Origin of the sequence: Streptomyces sp. NPDC056479 (genome assembly GCF_042795335.1) — a bacterium.
Lineage (GTDB): Bacteria > Actinomycetota > Actinomycetes > Streptomycetales > Streptomycetaceae > Streptomyces.
Genome location: NZ_JBHTRZ010000001.1, coordinates 744880 through 767279 on the forward strand (window position 1 = coordinate 744880; position 22400 = coordinate 767279).

General features: G+C 72.1%; 23 protein-coding genes. 13 read left to right on the top strand and 10 right to left on the bottom strand.

Translation table 11 applies throughout. The annotated features are described in order from the left end of the window. Positions 1-73: 73 nt before the first annotated feature. Both ACFQ6S_RS03345 and ACFQ6S_RS03350 read left to right on the top strand, forming a co-directional pair. Positions 74-682, top strand: a complete 609-nt coding sequence (locus ACFQ6S_RS03345; RefSeq protein ID WP_383402725.1) for a TetR/AcrR family transcriptional regulator — start codon at positions 74-76, stop codon at positions 680-682. Between the two features lie 95 nt (positions 683-777). Then, a complete protein-coding gene (locus tag ACFQ6S_RS03350; protein ID WP_383402728.1) occupies positions 778-1503 on the top strand; it encodes a DUF2470 domain-containing protein in 726 nt (241 codons plus the stop codon). Here ACFQ6S_RS03350 and ACFQ6S_RS03355 read toward each other — a convergent pair. From ACFQ6S_RS03355 to ACFQ6S_RS03365, 3 genes are all read right to left on the bottom strand, one after another. Then, positions 1471-2691, bottom strand: a complete 1221-nt coding sequence (locus ACFQ6S_RS03355) for a lactonase family protein (protein ID WP_383402731.1) — start codon at positions 2689-2691, stop codon at positions 1471-1473. The genes ACFQ6S_RS03350 and ACFQ6S_RS03355 overlap by 33 nt on opposite strands. Before the next feature lie 122 nt (positions 2692-2813). Beyond that, on the bottom strand, positions 2814-3851 hold the full coding sequence (locus ACFQ6S_RS03360; protein WP_383402734.1) for a hypothetical protein: 1038 nt from the start codon (positions 3849-3851) through the stop codon (positions 2814-2816). Positions 3852-3906: 55 nt separating this feature from the next. Continuing rightward, positions 3907-5160: an aromatic acid exporter family protein gene (locus ACFQ6S_RS03365; RefSeq protein WP_383402737.1), complete on the bottom strand. Its 1254-nt coding sequence runs from the start codon at positions 5158-5160 to the stop codon at positions 3907-3909. 260 nt (positions 5161-5420) lie between these two features. Between ACFQ6S_RS03365 and ACFQ6S_RS03370 the strand changes: the two genes are divergently transcribed. Next, positions 5421-6755, top strand: a complete 1335-nt coding sequence (locus tag ACFQ6S_RS03370) for an erythromycin esterase family protein (RefSeq protein WP_383402739.1) — start codon at positions 5421-5423, stop codon at positions 6753-6755. Positions 6756-6765: 10 nt separating this feature from the next. On the opposite strand, the gene ACFQ6S_RS03375 is transcribed toward ACFQ6S_RS03370, so the two are convergent. Beyond that, the gene (locus ACFQ6S_RS03375) at positions 6766-7260 is read right to left on the bottom strand and encodes an FBP domain-containing protein (RefSeq protein ID WP_383402742.1); all 495 of its coding nucleotides are present in this window, start codon (positions 7258-7260) and stop codon (positions 6766-6768) included. A gap of 93 nt (positions 7261-7353) precedes the next feature. Here ACFQ6S_RS03375 and ACFQ6S_RS03380 point away from each other — a divergent pair, with 93 nt between their 5' ends. Then, positions 7354-8280 (top strand): DUF3626 domain-containing protein, encoded by a 927-nt coding sequence (locus tag ACFQ6S_RS03380; RefSeq protein WP_383402745.1) that lies wholly within the window; start codon positions 7354-7356, stop codon positions 8278-8280. Here ACFQ6S_RS03380 and ACFQ6S_RS03385 read toward each other — a convergent pair. Then, the gene (locus ACFQ6S_RS03385; RefSeq protein ID WP_383404294.1) at positions 8208-8810 is read right to left on the bottom strand and encodes a PAS domain S-box protein; all 603 of its coding nucleotides are present in this window, start codon (positions 8808-8810) and stop codon (positions 8208-8210) included. The genes ACFQ6S_RS03380 and ACFQ6S_RS03385 overlap by 73 nt on opposite strands. 189 nt (positions 8811-8999) lie before the next feature. On the opposite strand from ACFQ6S_RS03385, the gene ACFQ6S_RS03390 reads away from it, so the two are divergent. From ACFQ6S_RS03390 to ACFQ6S_RS03400, 3 genes are all read left to right on the top strand, one after another. Beyond that, positions 9000-12149, top strand: coding sequence for a cytochrome P450 (locus ACFQ6S_RS03390; RefSeq protein ID WP_383402748.1), 3150 nt, complete (start codon positions 9000-9002; stop codon positions 12147-12149). A gap of 60 nt (positions 12150-12209) precedes the next feature. After that, a complete protein-coding gene (locus tag ACFQ6S_RS03395; protein ID WP_383402751.1) occupies positions 12210-13499 on the top strand; it encodes an ROK family protein in 1290 nt (429 codons plus the stop codon). A 63-nt stretch (positions 13500-13562) separates the two neighbouring features. Further along, complete coding sequence (locus ACFQ6S_RS03400) at positions 13563-13802, top strand: hypothetical protein (RefSeq protein ID WP_383402753.1); 240 nt, start codon at positions 13563-13565, stop codon at positions 13800-13802. Between the two features lie 36 nt (positions 13803-13838). Here ACFQ6S_RS03400 and ACFQ6S_RS03405 read toward each other — a convergent pair whose 3' ends face one another. The 3 genes from ACFQ6S_RS03405 to ACFQ6S_RS03415 form a co-directional block, all read right to left on the bottom strand. Further along, the gene (locus ACFQ6S_RS03405) at positions 13839-14867 is read right to left on the bottom strand and encodes an SDR family oxidoreductase (protein WP_383402756.1); all 1029 of its coding nucleotides are present in this window, start codon (positions 14865-14867) and stop codon (positions 13839-13841) included. Positions 14868-14940: 73 nt separating this feature from the next. Continuing rightward, positions 14941-15903: an SDR family NAD(P)-dependent oxidoreductase gene (locus ACFQ6S_RS03410; RefSeq protein WP_383402759.1), complete on the bottom strand. Its 963-nt coding sequence runs from the start codon at positions 15901-15903 to the stop codon at positions 14941-14943. Positions 15904-16228: 325 nt separating this feature from the next. Further along, complete coding sequence (locus tag ACFQ6S_RS03415) at positions 16229-17257, bottom strand: PHP domain-containing protein (protein WP_383402762.1); 1029 nt, start codon at positions 17255-17257, stop codon at positions 16229-16231. A 153-nt stretch (positions 17258-17410) separates the two neighbouring features. Between ACFQ6S_RS03415 and ACFQ6S_RS03420 the strand changes: the two genes are divergently transcribed. After that, positions 17411-17647 carry a hypothetical protein gene (locus ACFQ6S_RS03420; protein WP_383402765.1) on the top strand — a complete coding sequence of 79 codons (237 nt, stop codon included), beginning with the start codon at positions 17411-17413 and terminating at the stop codon, positions 17645-17647. A gap of 18 nt (positions 17648-17665) precedes the next feature. Here the strand turns inward: ACFQ6S_RS03420 and ACFQ6S_RS03425 are convergent, their stop codons facing one another. Continuing rightward, the gene (locus tag ACFQ6S_RS03425) at positions 17666-18895 is read right to left on the bottom strand and encodes a ricin-type beta-trefoil lectin domain protein (RefSeq protein WP_383402767.1); all 1230 of its coding nucleotides are present in this window, start codon (positions 18893-18895) and stop codon (positions 17666-17668) included. Positions 18896-19116: 221 nt separating this feature from the next. Between ACFQ6S_RS03425 and ACFQ6S_RS03430 the strand changes: the two genes are divergently transcribed. Further along, positions 19117-19908: a sulfite exporter TauE/SafE family protein gene (locus ACFQ6S_RS03430; protein ID WP_383402770.1), complete on the top strand. Its 792-nt coding sequence runs from the start codon at positions 19117-19119 to the stop codon at positions 19906-19908. Here ACFQ6S_RS03430 and ACFQ6S_RS03435 read toward each other — a convergent pair. Then, positions 19905-20558 (bottom strand): VanZ family protein, encoded by a 654-nt coding sequence (locus tag ACFQ6S_RS03435; RefSeq protein WP_383402773.1) that lies wholly within the window; start codon positions 20556-20558, stop codon positions 19905-19907. The genes ACFQ6S_RS03430 and ACFQ6S_RS03435 overlap by 4 nt on opposite strands. A 226-nt stretch (positions 20559-20784) precedes the next feature. Between ACFQ6S_RS03435 and ACFQ6S_RS03440 the strand changes: the two genes are divergently transcribed. From ACFQ6S_RS03440 to ACFQ6S_RS03455, 4 genes are read left to right on the top strand one after another with little or no spacing between them, the layout of a single operon-like run. After that, the gene (locus tag ACFQ6S_RS03440) at positions 20785-20967 is read left to right on the top strand and encodes a hypothetical protein (protein ID WP_383402776.1); all 183 of its coding nucleotides are present in this window, start codon (positions 20785-20787) and stop codon (positions 20965-20967) included. Continuing rightward, on the top strand, positions 20964-21416 hold the full coding sequence (locus tag ACFQ6S_RS03445; protein WP_383402779.1) for a monovalent cation/H+ antiporter complex subunit F: 453 nt from the start codon (positions 20964-20966) through the stop codon (positions 21414-21416). Before ACFQ6S_RS03440 ends, ACFQ6S_RS03445 begins: the two co-directional genes overlap by 4 nt. Further along, positions 21409-21660 (top strand): Na(+)/H(+) antiporter subunit B, encoded by a 252-nt coding sequence (locus ACFQ6S_RS03450; RefSeq protein ID WP_383402782.1) that lies wholly within the window; start codon positions 21409-21411, stop codon positions 21658-21660. Before ACFQ6S_RS03445 ends, ACFQ6S_RS03450 begins: the two co-directional genes overlap by 8 nt. Further along, on the top strand, positions 21657-22397 hold the full coding sequence (locus ACFQ6S_RS03455; protein ID WP_383402785.1) for an MnhB domain-containing protein: 741 nt from the start codon (positions 21657-21659) through the stop codon (positions 22395-22397). Before ACFQ6S_RS03450 ends, ACFQ6S_RS03455 begins: the two co-directional genes overlap by 4 nt. The last annotated feature ends 3 nt before the right edge of the window (positions 22398-22400 follow it).

Sequence of the window (22400 nt, forward strand, 5' to 3'; positions counted from 1 at the left end):
TCGTTGTACGTGGGTTCAATAACGCGCCTCAGTCTGGTCCCGCTGTTGAACTCACGTCAAGTAAAGTGCGGGCATGGCCGCGAACCAGGGTGAGCGCACACGTCGCCGGCTCAGCACCGAGGAGCGTCGTGAGCAGCTCCTCGCGGTCGGGGCGCGGCTGTTCTCGGAGAGCCCGTACGACGATGTGTGGATCGAGCAGGTCGCCGAGATAGCGGGGGTCTCGCGCGGGCTGCTCTACCACTACTTCCCGACCAAGCGTGACTTCTTCGCCGCCGTCGTCGAGCGCGAGAGCGAGCGCATGCTGCGGATGACGGCCGCCGTACCCGGTGTCCCGGTGCGCGCACAGCTCGGCGCGGGCCTCGACACGTTCCTGGAGTACGTCGAGGCGCATGCCCACGGCTACCGCGCCTTCCATCGCGCCGACGCCGCCGGCGACCAGGCCGTGCGCAAGGTCTATCAACGGGCCCTGGCCGCACAGGAGAAGCAGATTCTGGCGGCGATGACGGCGGACCCCGAGTTCGGACCGGCCTTCGAGGAGCGGCCGGAAGTCCAGCTCGCCGTACGGGGCTGGCTGGCGTTCACCACCGCCGTCTGTCTGGAGTGGCTGAGGGGCGCCGACCTCTCCCGGGAACAGGTGCGTGACCTGTGTGCCCGCGCCCTCCTGGGCGTCATCGCACCCTGAACCCCCGCAAAGAGATCGCACGGTATCGCCGGGCCTGGTTGGCGTGCGGCTCGATCTTCGATAGGTTAGGCAAGGCTTACCTAAGGAGGTATGGGATGGGTGACAGCCGAGCCTGGACGGCCGCGCCTTCCGCGGCGGAACGAGCCCGGTCGGTGCTGGCCGGCGCGTGGTCCTGCGGGGTGACCGCGGAGAGCTGCCGCGAGGAGCTCGTGGGCGCGCACACCGTGACCGAGGAGGGACGTGTCCTGCTGGAGGTGCCGGAGGACAGTGTGCTCGTCACGGCGGCGATCTGCGCGCCGCGTGGAGAGCCCTCCGCCGTCCTGGAGTTCGCCGACGTGGCCCCCGTTCCCGTACGCAGCCGGATCCGCACCAGGCTCTGGCTGTCCGGCTGGTTCGCCCCCGAGGACGGCAAACTCGCCTTCCGGCCGACGCGCGTGGTGCTGCGGCAGCCGTCCGGTGCCGTCGTCGTCGACCTCAAGGAGTTCGCCGACGCCTCGCCCGACCCGCTGGCCACCGCCGAGGCCAGGCTGCTCACCCACCTCGCCGACTGCCACCCGGACGCCGTCGAGCGGCTCACCCGCCTCGTCGACTCCGACAGCCTGCACGGCGCCGTCCGCGTCCAGCCCCTCGCCGTCGACCGGCACGGACTCACGCTGCGCATCGAGCGCGCCCGCTCCCAGGGCGACGTACGACTGCCGTTCCACCGGCCCGCCGACGACGTGGCCCAGCTCACCGAGCGCATGCACATCCTGCTCACCCAGGCCAGCGCCGCCTCCTGCCCGCGCGCCCTACAGCGGCAGCGCACAGACGGCGACGGGTGACGCGAACGGCTCGCCCGCGAGCCGCAGTTCACCGCTGTCCTCGGCGACATGGAAGACGCTGACGGTGCCCGACCGCTGGTTCGCCGCGAACAGCAGGGTCCCGTCCGGGGAGAGGGCGATCTGCCGCGGGAAGTCCCCGGACACCGGCACCGTGCCGAGCAGCCTCAGCCGGGCGCCCTTCGCCTCCACGGCGTAGCGCGCGAGGCTGTTGTGGCCCCGGTTGGCCAGATAGGCGTAGCGGCCGTTCGGCGTCACCACGATCTGCGCCGGATAGCTGGTGCCCGAGCCCGTGCCCGTGTCCTGCTCCGCGCCGATGGTCAGCCGGCCCGTGCCGGGGTCGTACGCGCAGACCGCGACGCTGTTGTCGACCTCGTTGGCCAGATACGCGTACCGGCCGCCCGGGTGGAAGGTCAGATGACGCGGGCCCGCGCCCGGCTTCGTCTGCGCCCGTGTGACCTCGGTGAGCGTGCCCGCCTTCTGGTCGAGGCGGTAGGTGTACACGGTGTCCGTGCCCAGGTCGACGGCGAGCACATGGCGGCCGTCGGGGCTGGTGATGACCTGATGGGCGTGCGGCCCCTCCTGGCCCGGACCGGGTGCCGGACTGGAGTGCGTGACCAGGTCGGTGCGCTCGCCGAGCGCGCCCGAGGCATCGACCGGGTGCACGGCCACGCTGCCCGTGCCGTAGTTGGCGCTCAGCAGCCAGCGTCCGCTCGGATGCACCGACAGATGGCAGGGCGCCGCCCCGCCGGTGGCGCGGCTCCCCAGGATCTTGCGGTCGGCCAGGCGCACGGCGGTCACCGCGCCGTCCTCGCGCTCGTCGACCGCGTACAGCGTCCGGCCGTTCGGGTGCAGCGTCAGATACGACGGGTCGGGGACGTCCGTGATGGTTCCGGTGCCGGTGATCGCGCCCGATGCCGGGTCGTAGGTGGCGAGGCCGATGCCCTGGCCGCCGCCCTCGACCGAGGTGTAGGTGCCGAGGTAGAGGGGGCGGGGGCCGGACGGCTCACGGCTCTCGGTCTGGGCGCTCGGACGGGTCTCGGGGCCGGTGGCCTCGGAGGTCGCCGCGTCGGCGCGGTCCGCGGGGGCGGGGGCGTCGGAGCACCCGGTGGCCGCCGGGAGTGTCACACCGGCGGCCGATCCCGCGAGGGTTCCGACGAATCGGCGCCTGCTCAGCCCACCACTGCCCATGTCCACACCTCAGGTCGTCGGTCGTCGTGGTCGCGACAGCAACCTTGGCGTGGACCGCCCGTCGAGCGCAAGAACAGCAACGGGTATTGCATTCTGTGCAACGGTGGACTGTTTCGCGTCGGCTACCAGTCGCCGTCCTCCACCGGCTTGCCCTGCGCGTCCTTGAGCGGCACGACCTGGCCCGGCGTGGGTGGCTGCCAGGGCTCGTGGTCGTCGCCGAGCCAGTCGCCGACCGGCTTCACCGCCTCCAGCGTGTCGCTCGGGGCGAGATCCTCGGCGTCCTGGTCGTAGTAGTCGAACCAGGGCAGCCCCGCCTGCGTGTACGCGGCCCGGTCGACCGGCGACGGCGGGGGAGCCTCCCCGGTGATGCGGCGCCACTCCGGAGGCGTCACCAGATGGACGAACACCCGCCCACCGGGGCGGTCGGTCCAGTCCTTCAGCGGCCGGTCGTCCTCGTAGACCTCCTGGCGCATCGACCCGCCGACGCCCAGGCCCATCGCTGCGGCGGCCCGGGGCGCCCCGCCGGCCGGAGCGGCCGCGGGCGCCGGTGCCGACATGGGCATGGCAGCGCCATAGCCGCCGAACTGCGGCATCGCCCGCGCCCGCTCCGCCCGGCGCCGCTCCTCCTCGCGCCACTTGGCCAGCTGCGGCTCCTTCAGCGCGAAGGACTGCAGCTGTACGCCGCCCCAGACCTCCTCGCCGGTGACCTGACCCTCGACGGTCGCGCCCAGCCCCAGCGGCACCGCCACGAACTGGCGGACCGTGCCCTTCCCGGAGTTGATGCCGTCCAGCCACGGCTGGCGGGGGAGCGTGAGGTAGTTCTGCGGCTTGCGCGACAGCCGGTCGCTCCACGGCTTCCCCGAGACCGCGCACACCTTGCCCACGCCCACCTGCAAGGCGGCGGGCTCCGTCGTACCCCCGAAGCTCAGCCACATCGCCTCGCGCAGATAGACCGGCAGCATCACACCGCCGCGCGCCCGCCACGCCTGAGGCACCGTGTCCGCGTAGTCCGCCACCCGCCGGACCGGGAACTCGCCGAGCCCCGGCGGCAGCGCGTGCGTGCCCGTCTCCGGCAGCCGCAGCGTACGAATGAAGCGCACCGCCACTCCGCCCGGCAGCCGCAGGGTGTTTCCGTCGATCCGTACGGTCGTGTCGGTCATCGGCCCGCTCCCCTAGGTCCTGTCGTCCGGCGCCGGCCCTGGCCCCGCCTTTCCCCTAGCGAGAACGCTCGCCCATCCCGGTACGGTTCCGCCACAGCTGCTCCTGGACACCCATGCGTTCGCGCAGCCTGGTCAGCCGTGGCATCCGCACGCGCTGCTCCTGCGACACACGGTCCAGCTCCTCCAGCAGCCTCCGCGAGCGGTGCTCGGTGTCGAGCTCGTCGATGATGCGGTTCACCTCGGTCAGGACGGCGCCGAGCAGCTGCCAGTGCCGGCTCTCTCGCTCGGCCTCCTCGCGCAGCAGCAGGGCGAGCTTGTCGCGGGTGCCCGCCGCCGTGCGCAGCTCCGCCGACAGCCGGGTCTCCGCGGCGTCCGCGTTGGTGCTGACATGGGTGGTGACCAGCACCGAGAAGCTGACCACCGCGTCGGCGATCTCCGACAGCTGCTGCTCCAGGACGGCGCCCGTCTCCTTCGCGAACAGCGGCTCGGGCTCCCGCTCCTTGGTGAGGTCCGTGAGGGTGCGCGCGAGCACCCGCAGGACGACCGTGCAGATCTCCAGCGTGTCCAGTCCGGTACGGAGCACCACACGGTGCAGCAGGCTGTCACGCACGCGCGGATTGAGCCGCAGGCTGTCCTCGGCCTGTCTGAGCGCCGCGTCCACTTCCACGATGTCGTGGTCGAGCCGGCGCGCCTCATGCAGCCGGGCCGCGGCCTGCTCGACCGGCTGGCGGCCGGCCGCCTCCTCGCCGATGCGCAGCATCAACTGCCGCAGCCGACGGGCCAGGTCCTCCAGCGACTCACCGGCCTCGTCCACCCACACCGGCGGCGCGAGCAGCAGATTGAAGCCCAGCCCCACCACCGCGCCGATCAGCGTCTCCAGCACGCGCGCCCACGCCGTGTCCCCGACCGTCGTGACCCCGAGGACCAGCATCGCGCTGATCGCCACCTCGGGAACGTACTCGTTCACACGCACGAGATGCCCGACCGCCAGCGCGGCCACGATCAGCAGGCCCAGGCTCCACCAGGTCAGACCGACCAGGAGGCTGAAGGCGATGGCCACCAGGACGCCGGCCACCACGGAGTTCACCCGGCGGATGCCGTTGGTGAGTGTGGCGTAGAAGGTGACCTGGACGACCAGCAGCGCGGTCAGGGGGGCGGTCAGCGGTGCGGCCTCGGGACTGAGGCGCAGCGCGATGACATACGCGATCGTCGCCGCGGCCGCCGACCGCAGCGTCTGGACCACCACCGGGTCCCGGCCCAGCTTCGTCAGCCGCTCCCGGGTCGGCGTCCCCTCACGTCCCTCTCGCATCCTCGGGCTGTTCCCTTTCCACCGATGCTTCCCGCACGCCGCTTGCGGAACGTAACGGTCCGCAAGGAACCCCAGATTGATCGCCACGGCCACGGTTCGGCAAGGGGCTGGGCCGGTGATCATCGACACCCGAACGAGGCAGGTCTGCCGACCGGGTCCGGCGCTGAGGAAAACCCCCGCCGTCACCCCGTGGTTGTCCGCACCCGGGGACGGAGGACCGCCGGATGGTCCCCGCCCGGCCGGGGCGCAAGCCTTGGATCATGAATCGGCATCGGACCGGACTAGTGCTGACCCTGTTCATCATCCTCGCCGCCCTGACGACCGGCATCCCGGCCACGGCGGCATCCGCCCCCGCCCCGGTGGTCGACGCGCTCGACCGTGCGGCCCACCCCTTGCGTACCGTCGAACCGCGCGGCGACACCGCTGACCTGCGCCCGCTGGGCCGGATGGTCGGCGCCGCCCGGGTCGTCGGCCTGGGGGAGGCCACCCACGGCTCTCACGACTTCTTCGCCCTCAAGGCCCGCGTCTTCCGCCATCTCGTCGAGGACGAGGGCTTCCGCACCTTCGCCCTGGAGGCCCCCTGGAGCACCGGTCTGCGCCTCGACGCCTATGTGCGGTACGGCAAGGGGGACCCCCGGCGCATCATGCGCGAGGAGTTCCAGCGGGACTACCTGTGGTGGAACAACACGGACTATCTGCGGCTCGTCGAGTGGATGCGGGCGTACAACATCCGCCATCCCGAGGATCCCGTGCGCTTCATCGGCGACGACATCGCCTGGTCCGGAGCCGAGTTGTACGACGCCGTCGAGGACTACGCGGCCGACGCACACCCCGAGCTGGGCACCCGGCTCGCCGAGCTCTATCGCGGTCTGCGGCCCGCCGTGCGGACGGGGGCGTACATCGAGCGGTACCTGGCGCTGCCGTACGCCGAACGAAAAGAGCGGGCGGCCCATACGGGTGAGGCGCTGCGGCTGCTCCGGCGGACGGACCCGGGCGCCCACCGCGCGGCGCACGACTGGGCGGTCCAGCAGGCGACGGTCATCGACCAGACCGCCCGGCAGTACGCCTTCGACGTCGAGGATCCCGCCCAGATCGCCGCCGCCATGCGCTATCGCGACGGGGCCATGGCGGCCAACGTGGTGTGGTGGCAGCGGCACACCGGGACCAAGGTGCTGCTGTCGGCCCACAACAACCACGTCGGCTATGTGCCGGAGGAGCCCGCCCAGAACCCGAAGGTGCAGGGCGCGTTTCTGCGCGAGAGCCTCGGCGCGGGTTATGTGAGCATCGGCCTGACCTTCGACCACGGCTCCTTCAACGCCACCGGCTGGGACGACGACACGATTCGCCGCTGGACCCTGGGACCGGCGGGCCCAAACGGCAACGAGCGGACCCTGGACCGGGTGCGGTGCCGCGACTACATGCTCGACATGCGGTCCGTCGGGCCGCCGGCCCGGGACTGGCTGCGCCGGGCCCGGCCGACGCGCAGCATCGGCACGGCCTATCCGGACGGCCCGCACGACATCGCACTCGCCCGCACTCACGACGTCCTGATCCATCTGCACCGGGTGGAGGCGGCGCGCCTGCGGAATGGTTGAACGTCCCCCGTCAGGCGTAGAGCTTGGCGAGGAAGGCGGACAGATTGCCCCTGGTCCGGGCGATCTGCTCCTCCAGAGTGAGGCTCTCCTCGAACCGGCCCCCGGGCTCCGGGATTTTCTTGCCCCGGACGTACAGCGAACACGCGAGGTCGGTGCACATGTACAGCCCGACCGAGTTGCCCTCGCGCCCCGCCGCACCGGCCTTGCGGGCGGTCATCAGTGAGACGCCGCCGCCCGGATGGGTCGTCAGACACAGGGAGCACATGCTGCGGTGCAGGAACCCGCGCTGCGAGGACGGGAAGCGGAGGCTGAGGCCCACCGGGCGTCCTTCCTGCTCGGTCACCAGATAGCTGCGATCGGGGGCACCGGGATCCCGCCAGCCGAGGAAGTCGAGGTCGTCCCAAGGGCGTTCGTCGAGATCGCGGGGGAGGGAGATTCGCTTGGCCTCGCCCTTCGAGCAGTTGACAAAGGAGTTGCGAATGGCCTGCTCGGTGAGTGACCTCATGGGGAGTCTCCTGGGTTCGGGTCGATCGGCGAAGCGAAACCTAGGGGTCCTAGGTTAGTGGCTAGGTTAGGCAGGCCGAGTGAAGGGGAGCCAGTGAATATCGACGATGCCGGGTCACCTCGGGCCCGTGCGGCACTACGGCATGTCGCGGCCGCCTCCGCGGGGCCGGCCGTCGGCCCCGAGGTACGCGTCACCCTCAACTTCCATCCGGACCGGCTGGTGAGAGGGGTGCCGATCCTGCGCGCGCTCGCCGAGGACGGCACGTACCACTCCCAGTTCGTCACCGGCACCAGCAACGGCGGGCTGACCGCCCACCCGGGCGGCGACCGCTGGCGCTGGGAGAGCCGGATCTTCGGCGGGGTCTACGACGACGCGGCGGCCCGCGAGCGGCCGGTGTACGGCGCGCTGAACTTCCGCCGCCAAACGGTCGGCGCCGCCCCGAGGTTCGGCTCCTCGCACTTCCGGCTGACCGGCACGACGCTCGCCCGCGCCACCTTCTGCTACCCCGACAGCGCCGCCGAACCGACCGAATTCGGAGTCGCCGCGGGCATGCACCTCCTCGCACTCGCCGAGGCCGACGAGCAGGACGCCCTCAACGACTACATCGAGGCCCAGGTCCACGGCGGAGTCGTGCTCGCCCGGGACGTGGAGGCCGTGGTCCTGGACGCCTGCTATCGCGGCACCCCCGTGGAGACCGCGGCCCGCCTGCTGCCCTGCCCCGTCGAATGGCACCCCGGCTACCGGATCACCGTGCCCGCACTGCGACGCCACGCGGACTACCGTGGCCAGGAGTACGTCGACCTGGGCGCCCGGATCGCCCACGACGGCCGCGTCGACCCGCGCGTCATCGGGGACGCCACCCGCACGGGCCGCTACGAGCTCCAGGACCTGAAGATGGTGTGGCACATCCTGGCCCGTTTCGGTGCCCCGGCGGGCGCGGGTACGGCCTACTCGGGTTCCCCCGAGGCAGCGGCCGGCGTCGGGGGCCACACGCCGGGGGTGAGCACGCCCAGCGCGTAGGCCCTGGCCACCAGTTCCGTACGATTCGACGCTCCCCAGCGTGCGGACAGGCGCCGCAGGTGGTAGTTGACCCCGTCCACCGTGAGGTCCGTCTCCCGGGCGGCCCGCGCCGTCGTCGCGCCTCCGGCGAGCAGCGCCAGGATGCGTGCCTCCATCGGTGTGACCGGCGCGGGCGATGGCTCGGGGGCCGCCTCGCCCTCGCCCAGGACCCGCAGCATCACCAGCAGCGCCGGTGTCTCCTCCACGGTGTCGCTCACCGGGTCCGCCGTGAGCTCCCCGTGGCGTTCCACGCCGCCGGGCCCCCGCCAGCGCACCGACACCTGGTAGCGCGAGCGGTGCCGCAGCCGCAGCGCCTCGGCGATCCGCTCGACCTGCGTCGCCTCCAGCGGCCGGAACAGCTCCAGTACGTCCCGGCCGCGCAGCCGCCCCGGCGTCGTACCGCACTCCGCCGCCATCGCCGGATTGGCCAGCTGGACCGCGCCGTACACGTCGCAGACCGCGACCGGCACGGCGACGCGGTCGAAGACCATCAGGGCGCGGTTGCGCCACACCACCGCCTGCGGGTGGGTCCGGTCCACGAGCACCTCCGGTCATCCGGCGCAAGAGCGGCGTACGGGCAGGCACTACACAATCATGTAGTGCCGGGGGGCCGGCGGCCGGGACCCGTCGACCAACCTGGATCGCAGTAGTCCCGTACCGCGAAAGGCAGTTGCCGCGCCATGCCCCCCACCGCGCTGGACCAGCAGACCCTGGACGCCCTCCCCGTCGCCGACATCTCCGCCACCGGACCCGGCGGCACCCCCGTGCAGCAGGCCATGGAGCTCATGCGTGAGCACGGGCCCGTGTTCGTGCGGCGGCTGTACGGGCGGGACGCGCTGTTCGTCGGCGACCTGGACCTGGTGACCGAGCTCGCCGACGAGCAGCGGTTCGCCAAGCACGTCGGCCCCGGTCTGGAGAACGTCCGTGAGTTCGCCGCCGACGGCCTGTTCACCGCGTACAACGACGAGCCCAACTGGGCCAAGGCGCACGACATCCTCATGCCCGCCTTCGCGCTCGGCTCGATGCGCACCTACCACCCCGTGATGCTGAAGGTGGCCCACCGGCTCATCGAGTCATGGGACCGCGACGCCCGTGCCGGACGGCCGGTGAACGTCCCCGACGACATGACGCGCATGACCCTGGACACCATCGTGCTCGCCGGGTTCGACTACGACTTCGGTTCCTTCGAGCGGCCCGAGCCGCACCCCTTCGTCGAGTCGATGGTCCGCTGTCTGGAGTGGAGCATGACCCGGCTGGCCCGAGTCCCGGGCCGCGACTACTCCACAGCGGACGCGGCCTTCCGCACCGACGCCGCCTACCTCGCCCAGGTCGTCGACGACGTCATCGCCGCCCGCGCCGGCACCGATCAGAGCGCCGCCGAGGACCTCCTCGGCCTGATGCTCACCGCCCGGCACCCGGCCGACGACACCACCCTCGACGCCGCCAACATCCGCAACCAGGTCATCACCTTCCTGATCGCCGGCCACGAGACCACCTCCGGCGCGCTGTCCTTCGCGCTGTACTACCTGGCCAAGCACCCGACGGCGCTGGAGCTGGTGCGGCGCGAGGTCGACGGGCTGTGGGGCGACCGGGCCGACCCGGAGCCTACGTACGACGAGGTCGGCAGGCTGACGTACACCCGCCAGGTCCTCAACGAGGCGCTCCGGCTGTGGCCGACCGCCGCCGTGTTCGCCCGGCACGCCCGTGAGGACACGCTGCTCGGCGGCCGCATCCCGCTGCGCGCCGGACAGTCCGCCCTGGTGCTCACGCCCATGCTGCACCGGCAGCCGGTCTGGGGCGACAACCCCGAGCTGTTCGACCCCTCGCGCTTCACGACCGAGGCCGAGGAGGCCCGGCCGGTGCACGCCTTCAAGCCGTTCGGCACCGGTGAACGCGCCTGTATCGGGCGGCAGTTCGCGCTGCACGAGGCGACCATGCTGCTGGCGATGCTCGTCCACCGCTACCGGCTGCAGGACCACGCCGACTACCGCCTCACCGTCAAGGAGACCCTCACCCTCAAGCCCGAGGGCTTCACCCTCACCCTGAGCCCGCGCACCACCGCCGAGCGCGGGCACGCCCCGCTGCCCGGAAGCACGCCGGCCGAAGCGCCCCGGACCACCGACACGACGTCGCTGCCCGCCCGCGTCCGCCCCGGCACCCGTGCCCTCTTCCTGCACGGCAGCAACTACGGCACCTGCCGCGAGTTCGCCGCGTCCCTCGCCGACGAGGCCGCCGCCGTCGGCTGCGAGACCGAGACCGCGCCGCTCGACGCCTACGCGGCCGGTCTGCCCACCGACCGGCCCGTCGTGATCACCGCCGCCTCCTACAACGGCCGCCCCACCGACGACGCCACCGCCTTCGCCGCCTGGCTGGAGCAGGCCACCGACGCCTCGGACGTCGCCTACGCCGTCCTCGGGGTCGGCGACCGCAACTGGGCCGCCACCTATCAGCAGGTCCCCACCCGCATCGACGACCGCCTCGCCCGGCTCGGCGCCACCCGGCTCCTCGAGCGCACAGCCGCCGACGCCTCCGGCGACCTGACCGGCGCCGTCCGTGACTTCACCGCCCGACTGCGGACGGCCCTGCTGGAGCAGTACGGCGACCCCGACGCCACCGCCCCGGCCGACGAGCCCACGGCGGCCTACGAGGTCCGCACCCTGAGGGGCGGCCCACTGGACGCCCTCGCCGAACGGCACGGAGTCGTCCCGATGACGGTCACCGAGGTGCGCGACCTGACGGCCCCGGACCACCCGCGCCGCAAGCGCTTCGTACGCCTCGCCCTCCCGGAAGGCGTCACCTACCGCACCGCCGACCACCTCACCGTCCTGCCCGCGAACGCCCCGGCCCTGGTCGAGCGGGCCGCCGCCGCGCTCGGCGTCGACCTCGACACCGTCCTGGACATCCGGGCCACCCGCCCCCGCCGGGACGGCCTCGCGATCGACCGGCCACTGACCGTACGCCAACTTCTCACTCAGCACGTCGAGTTGCGCGAGCGCCCGAGCGCCGACCAGCTGTCCGCGCTCGCCGCCGCCAACCCCTGTCCGCCCGAGCGCGTCGAGCTGGCGGGACTGCATGACGACCAGCGCACCCTGGTCGAGCTGATCGAGGACTTCCCGGCCCTGCGGGGCGCCCTGGACTGGCCGACCCTCCTCGATCTGCTCACCCCGCTGCGGCCCCGCCACTACTCGATCTCCTCCTCGCCCGCCGTCGACCCCGGCCACGCGGACCTGATGATCTCCCTGCTCCAGGCCCCCGCGCTCTCCGGCAAGGGCGTCCACCGGGGTACCGGATCCGGCTACCTCACGGACGTCGAGCCCGGCGACACGGTGTACGCACGCGTCCAGCCGTGCCGCGAGGCCTTTCGGATCGACGCCGGCGCGCCGGTCGTCATGGTCGCCGCCGGTACCGGGCTCGCCCCGTTCCGCGGCGCCGTCGCCGACCGTACGGCGGCCCTCGCGGCCGGCACCGAACTCGCGCCTGCCCTGTGCTACTTCGGCTGTGACGCCCCCGACGCCGACTTCCTGCACGCCGAGGAACTGCACGCCGCGGCCGCGGCCGGAGCCGTCTCGCTCCGTCCCGCCTTCAGCACCGCCGGAACCTTCGTGCAGCACCGCATCGCCGCCGAGGCCGACGACGTCTGGAAGCTGCTCGGAGCGGGCGCCCGGGTGTACGTCTGCGGTGACGGCTCCCGTATGGCGCCGGGCGTACGGGAGGCCTTCCGTACGCTGTACCGGGACCGCACACCGGGCGCCGACGACGCGGCGGCCGAGCGATGGCTGGACGCGTTGATCGCGGACGGCCGGTACGTGGAGGACGTCTACGCGGCGTAGGTCACAATGGGAGGCGGTCCGAACACGGCGGGGGACCAGGGCTGATCCGGAGGGAGCCGCATGGCGGGGCGTAATGGGCGCACGGTACGGGACCTCAGGCGGGGCAACCGTACCGCGGTACTGCAGCGCCTCTACTTCGACGGCCCCCTCAGCCGCTTCGAACTCGGCCCGGCGACCGGGCTCAGCTCCGGCTCCGTCAGCAATGTCGTCGCCGAGCTGATCGCCGACGGCCTGGTCGAGGAGGCCGGCAGCGTCGACTCCGACGGCGGCCGGCCCCGCATCCTGCTGCGTGTCGCGCCCGCCAGCGGTCACATGATCGGCGTCGACGTCGGCGAGACCCGGGTGCGGATCGGCCTGTTCGACCTGACCCTCACCGAACTCGCCCGCGCGGAACGGCCGTTGGCGCAGCAGCGGTACGAGGTCGAGGGCATCGTCGGGCACATCCGCGACGGCATCGCCGAGGTGCTCGCGGAGGCGGGCATCGGGCCCGAGCGGCTGCTCGGCGTGGGTATCGGAGTCCCCGGCATCGTCGAGGACACCGGGGAGCTCGGCGCCGTGGTGCACGGTCAGACGATCGGCTGGGACGCCGTACCGCTGGAGAAGCTGCTGCGCGACGGCTCCCAACTCCCCGACGGTGTCCCGTACTTCATCGACAACGGCGCCCGGACCCTGGGCCAGGCCGAGATGTGGTTCGGCGGCGGACGCGGCGCCCGCAACGCGGTCGTCGTGCTCTTCGGCTCCGGCGTCGGAGCGTGCCTGGTCACTCCCGAGGTGGAGCACGGCCGGGCGGTCGAGTGGGGGCATCTGACGGTACGGGTCAGAGGACGCCGCTGCCGGTGCGGTGCCCTTGGCTGCCTGGAGGCATACGCGGGCGCCGAGTCGCTGCTGGATCGCTGGCGCGAGCAGGGTGGGAGCGCGCCCAAGGGGGCCGACGAGGAGACCGCGCTGACGGCGATGCTGGCCGGCGCCTATCCGGTCGAGGGCGGTGCGCCGGACCCGGTGGCGGTCGCCGTCCTGGAGGAGACCGCCGAGTACGTCGGCGCGGGCCTGTCCGACCTGATCAACCTCTTCCAGCCCGAGCGCATCCTGATCGGAGGTTGGGCCGGTCTCCAGCTCGGCACCCGTTTCCTGCCCGCCGTGCGCCGGCACGCGGCCTCGTACGCCCTGCGGCATCCTGCCCACAAGGTCACCATCGACCTGGGCAGGCTCGGACCGGACGCGGTCACGGTCGGAGCCGCGATCCTGCCGCTCGCGGACTTCTTCGCCCACGGCGGCAGACGCGCCGAGCCCGGGTCGCGGTCACCGTCGCCGACTCCGCAGCCGGAGGTGGCGGAGCGGGTGCCGCACTGACGTTTCGCCGTCGTCGGGGACGGTACTCGCGGTGACCTTGGACGACGCGAGAGAGGTACACCCATGGACGACAAGCGTCGCGAGGCGCCGGGCGAATCCGAGGAGCCGGTCCCCAGGGACCTGCCCGACCAGCAGGCGGACGCGGGCGAGGACCCCTGGGAGGTGCCCGTCGAGTCCGCGGACGACGGGGCCGAGGCGGACGATGTCCCGGACACGGACGAGGCGGGCACGGGCCGGCAGGGCGCACCGCGGTCGGGCACGGTCCACCCCGAGCATCCGACGCCCGAGGAGCCGTCCGGCTGAGGAGGCGTCTGCCCGAGGATCCGTCCTCCGGGGGCGTCAGCCCACCTTCCGCCCCCGCATCGGCGCCGTGGCCGCTCCCGCGCCGTGCTGGAGGCCCTGCAGGAACTCCTCCAGCACCTGGGGCGCGGTGCGCTCCGGGTGCCAGCCCAGTTCCGTACGCGCGCGTGTGCAGTCCATCAGGGGCAGCCTGAGGACCGCGTCGAACAGGTGCGGGGAGGCCGGAAGCAGATGCAGCCCCCACGCGGCGGCGATCGCCGAACGGGCTGCCGTTCGCGGGAGCCGTACCGGGCGGGCCCCGAGCATCTCGCCCAGCAGTTTCGCGTCGACCGGAGGGTCGGCCGCCAGGTTGAAGGCGCCCCGGACGTCGGACTTCACGGCGAGCCGATACGCCGCGGCCGCGTCGTCGGTGTGCAGGGCCTGCACCCGCAGTCCCGGAATGTCGGGCAGGAGCGGCAGCAGCTCGGGCCGCGCCAGGGGACCGGGCAGGAACCGGCCGCCGAAGATGCGGCGCTGTTCGCTCGCGGACTCACGCTTGAACAGGAACGCCGGCCGCATCCGCACCACCCGCACCCTGGGATGGGCCCGGTCGAAGGTGTCCAGCGTCCGTTCCAGATAGGCCTTCTCCCGGCAGTACGCGGCGTCGGGCCAGCCGTGGGTGGGCCACGACTCGTCCACGGCGTGGTCCTTCGGCCCCGGCGAGTACGCGCCGACCGACGACGCGTGCACCAGCTTCGGGACCTTCGCCGCGGCCACCGCGTCGAAGACACGGATGCTGCCCAGCACGTTCGTCCGCCACGTCGTCGCCGGGTCGTGCGTCGGCTGGAAGGCCCAGGCCAGATGAATGACGGCGGTCGCGCCCGCGAAGAGACGCGTCAGGTCGGCCTGCTCGGACGTCAGGTCGACCGGCGCCCAGTCGGTCTTCGCAGGGGACCGGTCCGGAGTCCGCCGGGCCAGTCCCAGAACGGAGCCGACCTCGGGATCCTCCGAGAGGAGCCGCACCACGCTGGTTCCGACGTTGCCCGTGGCTCCGGTGACCACGACCCTGTGGGCCGGTTCGCTGCTCACCTGCGGCTCCTCCCGGAGAGGGGACGGGTCGTTCGAGTACCCCGTCAGGGGCGCTCGAACGTCCGATCCCGGGCTACGCGGCGAACGCGTTCACACCGGTCAGCTCCGCGGAAAGCTCCCACAGCCGCGCGGCCTGCGCCGGGTCGACCGCCCAGTCCTTGACGCCACCGCGCTCGTCGCCTTCGACGGCGGGCTCGGCGATGTCGCAGTCCTCCAGGTAGACACCGCCCATGCCGGTGAGCTCCGGCGATGTCGCGGCCCACACCTGGGTCGCCGCGCCCTGCTCCGGGCTCTTGAAGGCCTCCGGGTTGATCATGTTGCCCTGCTCGTCGATCCAGCCGCGATCGACCATCTCCTCCTTCAGGAGGTGACGCTGCAGCGGGGTGAGGATGCCGCCCGGATGCAGTGCGAAGGCCCGCACGCCGCGCTCGGCGCCGAGCTTGTCGAGGTGGACTGCGAACAGGACGTTCGCGGTCTTCGCCTGTCCGTACGCCTCCCACTTGTCGTAGCCGTGCCGCCAGTGCACGTCGTCCCAGCGGATCCCGGACAGGTGGTGGCCACGTGAGGACACGGAGACCACGCGGGCGCCGCCCGGCTCGATCGCCGGCCACAGGCGGTTGACCAGCGCGAAGTGGCCGAGGTGGTTGGTCGCGAACTGCGCCTCCCAGCCGGGCCCGACCCGGGTCTCCGGGCAGGCCATGATCCCGGCGTTGTCGATCATGAAGTCGACGGTGCGGCCGGAGGCGAGGAACCGCTCGGCGAAGCCGCGCACGCTCTCCAGGTCGCCGAGGTCCAGCTCGTCCACCTCGACACCGGCGAGGCCGGACAGCGCCTCCTCGGCCGTGGCCCGGCGGCGCGCGGGCACGACCACCTGGGCGCCCGCCTTGGTGAGGGCCCGCGTGGTCTCCAGGCCGAGGCCCGAGTAGCCGCCCGTGACGATCGCGAGCTTTCCGGTCAGGTCGATGCCCTGGAGGACATCGTCCGCGGTGCTGGTGGCCCCGAAACCGGAGCCGATCTTGTGCTGTGCAGTGCTCATGTCCGGAACGCTACGAATTGGAGTGCTCTCGAAGTCAAGCCGACTCGTGAGCACGCGCCCGAACGGGAGCCGGAACGGAAGCCGGATCAGAAGCCGGACAGAAGAAAGCCCCGGCCGGACGGGGGATTCCGGTCGGGGCGGTCAGAGGTGGGTGCGGATGGCGGTCGCCTCTCGGCGGAACGCTCCACAGGGCTTCAGCCGAACGATCGTCCCTGTGGGCAAAAGGTGAGGCCCGGGGACACTGTCCCATCCACACCCACGGCTGGTTCAACGGGAAACTACCGGCGGGTGTTCCTGGGATTACCGCACCGGGCGGTGATCTGCGTCACGGGGTCGGACGCGCCGACTTCTCGCGCGTCCAGGCCAGCAGTTCGTCCGCCGTCCAGGTGGTGAGGATCCGCTCGGCGGGCACCTCGCACTCCTCCGCCCGCGCACAGCCGTAGCGCTGCCAGTCCAGCTGTCCGGGCGCGTGCGCGTCGGTGTCGACGGAGAACAGCACGTCCGTCTCGACGGCCCGGCGCAGCAGCCGCCGCGGCGGGTCCAGCCGCTCGGGCCGGCTGTTGATCTCCACCGCCGTTCCTGACTCGGCGCAGGCCGCGAACACCTCGTCCGCGTCGAACTCCGACTCCGGCCGCCCCCGCCCGGTGATCAGCCGCCCGGTGCAGTGGCCGAGGATGTCCGCGTGCGGATCGCGTACGGCGGTGACCATGCGGTGGGTCATCGCGCGGGCGTCCATGCGCAGCTTGGAGTGGACGGACACCACCACGACATCGAGCCGCTCGAGCAGCTCGGGCTCCTGGTCGAGGGAGCCGTCCTCGAGGATGTCGCACTCGATGCCGGTGAGGAGCCGGAAGGGTGCCCAGGTCGTATTCAGCTCCGCCACCACGTCCAGCTGCTCGCGCAGCCGGTCGGCGGACAGTCCGCGGGCGACGGTCAGCCGGGGCGAGTGATCGGTCAGCACCGCCCACTCGTGCCCGAGCTCGGCCGCCGTCCGGCCCATCTCCTCGATCGGGCTGCCGCCGTCCGACCAGTCGGAGTGCAGATGGCAGTCCCCGCGCAGCAGCTCCCACAGCTCCCGGCCCCCCTCGGGCGGACCGGCCGCGGGCCGGCTCTCCAGGTCGGTCAGATAACCGGGCACCTGACCGGCCAGCGCCTCACGCACCACCTGGGCCGTCTTCGGCCCGACGCCCCGCAGCGACTCCAGCGTGCCGGCCTCCGCCCGGGCCCGCACCTCGTCCGCGGGCAGCTCCGCCAGCACCCGGGCCGCCGTACGGAAGGCGCGTACGCGATAGGTCGGCTCCAGGGACCGCTCCAGCAGAAAGGCGATCCGGTTCAGCGCCTCCACGGGATCCATTGCCACCTCCTCCTCCAGGGTTCCCCGGCCCTGTCGCGCCCGCACGGCGGCGCGGACAGGGCCGGGCGGGGCGGCGATCCGCAGGCGGATGACCTGAAAGCCCCTTATGACCTGAAGGACCCGTTGACGCGGGTTGCGTTCTACGCTCTATCCATGACCGAAAGCGCGAGCCCGCACATCTCACAGCCGCGGATCATGGTGCTCGGGGTTCAGCCGGGCACGCCTCCGTTCCGCATCATGGAGATCGACGGCGTGGTCGTCGGCTCGGCGAGGACCGTCACCGACGTCCTGGAGACAGCCGCCCTCTACGGCATCAGGGTCCATGACCTGGACGACCCGGACGTGGTCCGCTGGGTCGGCGGCGACAAGTTCACCTGGCGTCGGCACTAGGCGGCCTGGACGGCGCGGTCAGCCGACCGTCCACTTCTGGTTGCCGCTGCCCGTGCAGGTCCAGATCTGCAGCCGGGTGCCGTTGGCCGAGTTGTTCCCGGTCACGTCGAGGCATTTGTCGGCCTGTGGATTGACGATGTCGCGTGCCGCGGTGACCGTCCATCTCTGATTGGCGCCGCCGCCGCAGTCCCACAACTGCACGGTCGTGCCGTCCGCCGTGCCGTTGCCGGTGGCGTCCAGGCACTTGCCGAGCGCGCGGAGCGTGCCGTCCGAGCCGACGGACCACTGCTGGGCGGCGGTGCCGTTGCAGTCGTAGAGCTGTACCGGTGTGCCGTTGGCGGAGCTCGCCCCGGCCACGTCGACGCACTTGCCGCCGAGGCCCTTGATCGCCGTGCCGATGGCCGTGTCGCCGGTGGTCACCGAGACGTGGTCCACCACCAGCTGCTGCGGGAACACCGTGGAGCCGTCGGGGTCGCCGGGCCAGTAGCCGCCCACCGCGAGGTTCAGGATCAGGAAGAACGGCTTGTTGAACACCCACTGCCTGCCGCCCAGGTCGGCCGGAGTGCGCCGCTGGTAGACGTTGCCGTCCACGGACCAGGTGATGGAGTCGGGCGCCCAGTCGACGGCGAAGGTGTGGAAGGCGTCGGCGAAGGCCTGCCCGTTCGGCAGCGAGTAGCCGGCGCCTATGCCGCCCGAGCCGGAGTAGCCGGGGCCGTGGATGGTGCCGTGCACGGTGGACGGCTCGAAGCCGACGTTCTCCATGATGTCGATCTCGCCCGAGTCGGGCCAGTTGACCGGTGTGCCGAGCATCCAGAACGCCGGCCACATGCCCTGTCCGCGGGGCACCTTCATGCGTGCCTCGACGTGCCCGTACTGGGCGGTGAACTTGCCTGAGGTGTTCAGCCGGGCCGAGGTGTACTGGCAGGTGCCGTACCAGCACTGGTAGTTGGCCGGGTTTTCCCGCCGGGCCGTGATCACCAGGTGACCCTGGCCGTCCAGCGCCGCGTTCTTGTTGCCCGAGGTGTAGTACTGCCGCTCGTGGTTGTTGACGTTGTCGCCGGTCTCGATCTGCCACTTCGACGAGTCGACCGCGGAGCCGGCGGCCCCGTCGAAGTTGTCCGAGAACGTCACCGCCGCTGCCGAGACGTCCGGTTGTTCCGCCTGTGCGGGGCCGATCGCGGCGGACGCGACCAGAACGGCCGACAGCGCGGCGAGCAGAGCATTGCGGAGCAGGCGTGGGGAGGCCATCGTGCTCCCTTCCGTACGGCGACCCGAGGGACGGGATACGCCGACCGTGGTGGGGGGTGAAGGTGTCGCCACTTGATTTAAGGAGTGAGATAAGAGGGCGTCAATACCTTGGTACGGACCAGAAGTTGGCGGTGCCCCGTCAGGACAGGCAGACCGGCTCACGCGCGATGTCCGTCACACTTCGCCCCCTGCCGAACTGTTGAATTCCTAGGCTGCTCGCCATGAACGCCGCACACATGGGTGAGCTGCTCGCCGTCCTCGGCGCGGGTGTCGCCGCCGGTGCCGTCAACGCCGTCGTCGGCTCGGGGACGCTGATCACGTTCCCGGTGCTGCTCGCGACCGGCCTGCCGCCCGTCACCGCCACGGTCTCCAACGCGCTGGGCCTGATCCCCGGCTCGATCAGCGGGGCCATCGGGTACCGGCACGAACTGAGCGGCCAGCGCCGGCGCATCCTGAAGTGGGGCGCCGGCGCACTGGCCGGCGGACTCACCGGGGCCACGCTGCTGCTGGCCCTGCCCGCCTCGGCGTTCGAGCGGATCGTGCCGGTCCTGGTGGGGCTCGCGCTCGTGCTGGTCGTGCTCCAGCCGCTGATCAGCCGGCGACTGCGCGACCGCCGGGCCCGGACAGGGCGGCCCGCCCGCCCCGACGGCGGCCCCCTGCTGCTCGCCGGACTGACCCTGGCCAGCGTCTACGGCGGCTACTTCGCGGCCGCCCAGGGCATTATCTACGTCGCCCTGATGGGCATGCTCCTCGACGAGGGTCTGCAGCGCCTCACCGCGGTCAAGAACGTCCTCGTCGCCGTCGTCAACTCCACCGCCGCGCTCTTCTTCCTCGTCGTCGCCGACTTCGACTGGACGGCCGTGGCCCTGCTCGCGATCGGATCCGCGGCCGGCGGTCACCTCGGTGCGACCGTGGGCCGCCGGCTGCGTCCCGTCGTACTGCGCGCGTTCATCGTCGTGGTCGGCACGGTGGCGATCGTCCAGCTGGTGCTGGGCCAGGCCGGACCCGGCTAGGAGGAGCGGGGCCGCCGGGCGTGCACCGCGCGGCTCAGCCGCCGTCCCAGCAGGACGTAGCCGACCAGGGCCCCGGAGGTGTTGAGGATGACGTCGTCGATGTCGAAGGCGCGTCCCGTGACCAGCGCGCCCTGCGCGAACTCGACGAGGAGCATCACGATCGCCGTCAGCAGCAGGACGCGCAGAACGCCGCGTGTCCTCGGGGCGACGACGGGGACGAGGATGCCGAACGGAACACCCAGCAGCACATTGCCGCCGATCTGCCGTACGGCGTCACGCAGTTCGGGCTGGTCCAGATAGGCCCGCAGAGTGCTGCCCGGCTGCAGGTTGGTGTGCGTCAGGGCCTCCGACGCGGGCGAGGGCTGCAGGGTCAGCTTCGCCAGTACGACGGCGAAGGCGACCATGAACGCGAAGGCGCACAGCATCGCCACGAGCCGGGCGAGAACGCGCAGGGGACTTCGTCCGGATCGCGGGGCGCGCCCGGACTTGGCGGAGCTCTTCGATGTGGCGGCGCCCTTCGATCTGGCGTTGCCCTTCGCCTTCGCGCCGGTCGCCGACTTGCGGCCGCCCGCGGACGACTTGGCGGTGCCTGAGGATTTGAGAGTGCCGGGGTGCAGTGCGGCACGCGAATGTGGGGTTCCACGGGCCATGCGATCCTCCAGTCTTCAACGTCCCTTCGTTCTATGGGGATTACCCCGGTACCGGGAGGCGATGCCCACCGTGTTGCCCGACCGGACGTGATCCCGGTCGGTTTCCCTTGACGCTGTCGGGGCACTCCGGGCGGAGACCCGCGCGTGCCGCCGCCCCTGTCCCAGGGGGCGGTGCTTGGATGACGCGGAGCGGAAACAACGGACATCTGGCCCGCGGAGGTGGCGTATGTACCGGCGTACGGCGCTCTTCACCGCGGCCGAGTTCCTGGCCTGGTGGGCCGGGCTCGCCGTGCTGTGGCTGGTCCTCATCAGCACCGTGGACATCCTGGAACTCACGGTCGGCGCGGGCGTCGCCGGCCTGGCGGCGCTGGCCGCGGTCGCCGCGCGCCGGGCGGTGACCGGACGATGAACGGCTGGCTCCTCGCGGCGACCGTCGTGCTCGGCGGGGGAGTGGGCGCCACTCTCTGGGGCGTCGCCACCGGCCCGTTGCGGCGTCGCGTCGTGGCCCAGAACCTCTCCACCGCCCTGGCCTGCCCCGGACTGCTCCTGCTGGCCCAGGCCTACGACCGCCCCGCGTATGTCGATCTCGCCCTGGTGCTCGCCTTGCTGGGCCCGGTCGGCACCCTTGTCTTCGCCCGTCTGCTCGCCGACGAACTCGCCGGGGACCCCCCGCGCGCCTGGGGCCTGACCTGGGCGGCCGCGGGGCTCGGCGCGGTGGTGGTACTGGCGCTGTGCGCGGTGGCCGGACCGAGCCGGGCGATGGTCAAGCTCCTCGTCACCGGCGCGCTGCTGGTCGGCGGGAACGTCGTCGCCTCCCGCGCGCTGTCCGGCGGTTTCGCGGGGGTGCGTGGTGGCTGACGCGGTGATCGTCGTCGCGCTGCTGCTGGTCGCCGTGGGCGCGACCGTGGCCGTACTGGTCCGTGACCCCGTGCGCCAGGCCTTGGTGCTGGCCCTCCTCGGGGTGGCGCTCGCCGTGCTGTTCACCGTGCTGCAGGCACCCGACGTCGCCCTGTCGCAGCTGGCGGTCGGCGGTGCGCTCACCCCGCTGTTGCTGCTCCTGGCGGTCCGCAAGGTCAAGCGGCGGAAGGGGCGTGAGCGGTGAACCCGCGCACCCGGCTCGGGATCGTCGCCCTCGGCCTCGCCGGCCTCGCCGCGCTTCTCGTCGCAGCCTGCCTGCAACTGCCGGACTTCGGCGGCGACCGCCACCCCTATGGCGAGCGCGCGGTCCACGCATCGCTCGACCGGCACACCGCGAACACCATCGCCTCCGTCAACTTCGACCAGCGCGCCTTCGACACCCTCGGCGAGATGACCATCCTGTTCGCGGCCGTCGTCGGCTGTGTCGTCCTGCTGCGCCAGACCCGCGACGAGCACCGCGCCCCGCCCGAACCCGCCGACGTGGCGCCACCCGTACGCCGTTACGCCCTCGTCGTCCTGCCGATCGCTCTGGTGGTCGGCCTGTACGTCATCGCCCATGGACAGCTCAGCCCCGGCGGCGGATTCCAGGGCGGCGTCGTCACCGCGACCTCCCTGCACCTGCTCTACCTCGGCGCCGACTACCGCGCCCTGGAACGCATCCGCCCGGTCGGTCTGTTCGAGGTCGGCGACGCCCTGTCGGCCTCCGCCTACCTGGTCACCGGTCTCGCGGGCCTCATCGGCGGCACCGCGTTCCTCGCCAACACCCTGCTGCCGTACGGCACGTTCAACACGCTGTCCTCCGGTGGCACGGTGCCGCTGCTGAACGCGGCCGTCGGCATGGAGGTCGCCTGCGCGGTCGTCGTGCTGCTCGCCCGCTTCCTGGACCAGGCCGTCGAGATCGAGGAGGAGAGCGCGAAGTGAGCG